We start from the raw sequence: 1,347 nt of genomic DNA on the forward strand, positions 1-1,347 counted from the left end.
TGTGTATTTCTCCTTTAACAGTGGGATAGGACAAAGACGATTATCTTTTTCCGGGAAAGCCATGCCGCTTCGCGCTCCATGCGATGATCCAAGCGATCAGCAGCAGAATCAGCAGCACGGCCGGGAACGACTGGACGCCGATGAGCTCCAGCAAGGCCCCGCCGACGATGCCCCCGCCGGCGATGGCCAGATTCCATACGGTCGTATTGATGGGCATCACGATGTCCACGCCTTCTTCGCCGCTTGCATTCGCTTGGGCGGTTTGCAGCAGCGTAGCTGCTCCGCCGAAGGTAAGCCCCCACAATGCGACGGCGGCATAGACGACCGGTACCGATGTGCCGCCAACCCACAATGCGGCCGAAACCAGCGCAAAACCAAGCAGACTGAGCAGCGTCAACAGGCGCAGCTTGCGGTCGATGAGCAAACCGACGATCCAGATAGACACAATCGCCGCGAGACCAAAGATCAGAAGGACCAGATCAACGCGGCTGCCAAGACCGGAACGCTCGAGAAACGGCGCAATATACGTATATAGGATATTATGGGCCAACCGCAATATACGTATATAGGATATTATGGGCCAACATCCAGGTGAGTACCACCATAAGAATGGGGCGGATGCCGGGCAATACAAACACTTGACCCATCGTCATGCGCTCATCTGCGGGCTGCCCGGGATAATCAGGCACCTTCCACAGCACCCAAACCATGAGAACAAGGGTCAGAAGGGACATAAGCCCAAATACGGCCCGCCAGCCGAACAGGTCGCCGAGCAAGGTTCCGGCCGGTACGCCGAAGGTAAGGGCAATCGGCGTTCCTACCATGGCGACTGCCAAGGCGCGGCCTTTTAAGGCATCCGGCACCATCCGCCGCGCGTACCCGGCGATCATGCCCCACGCCGCACCGGCGGCCACACCGGCAAAAAAACGGGCTAAAAGCGTCAGGGCATAATTGCTCGAAATAGCGGTAATGGTGTTGAATACCAAAAATCCGGCAATAATGGCGAGCAGCAGCGGACGCCGTCTCATCCCGGCGGTAAACATGGCAAACGGAATGGCTGCAACAAGCGAGCCGATGGCATACAGGGTGACGAGCTGACCCGCCATTCCTTTGGAAATATTCAGCCCTTCCACGATGTGCGGCAGCAGCCCGGCCGGAATATGCCGGCTGGACCACTTCCGTGGAAGATGACATATGGGACAAGTGAGTGACCTCCTTCGAATGGTAACATAGTTTCTGGATCGATCATTCCATATATTAAGTTCAGCTCGGCTGACTTGTCAAGAACTTCTGGATCGATTAGTATAAAATTCATGAAGGGGGTAATTGTATGCCACGGACAGGACG

General features: G+C 56.0%; 2 protein-coding genes. Both read right to left on the reverse strand.

Annotated elements, in window-relative coordinates; translation table 11 throughout:
- Positions 1 to 40: 40 nt before the first annotated feature.
- A complete protein-coding gene (locus CPT76_RS41565; RefSeq protein WP_308737641.1) occupies positions 41 to 550 on the reverse strand; it encodes an MFS transporter in 510 nt (169 codons plus the stop codon).
- A complete protein-coding gene (locus tag CPT76_RS41570) occupies positions 540 to 1,133 on the reverse strand; it encodes an MFS transporter (RefSeq protein WP_308737642.1) in 594 nt (197 codons plus the stop codon). The genes CPT76_RS41565 and CPT76_RS41570 overlap by 11 nt, the downstream gene beginning before the upstream one ends.
- Positions 1,134 to 1,347 lie beyond the last annotated feature (214 nt).

Origin of the sequence: Paenibacillus sp. AR247, assembly GCF_002968895.1 — a bacterium.
GTDB lineage: Bacteria > Bacillota > Bacilli > Paenibacillales > Paenibacillaceae > Paenibacillus_AQ > Paenibacillus_AQ favisporus.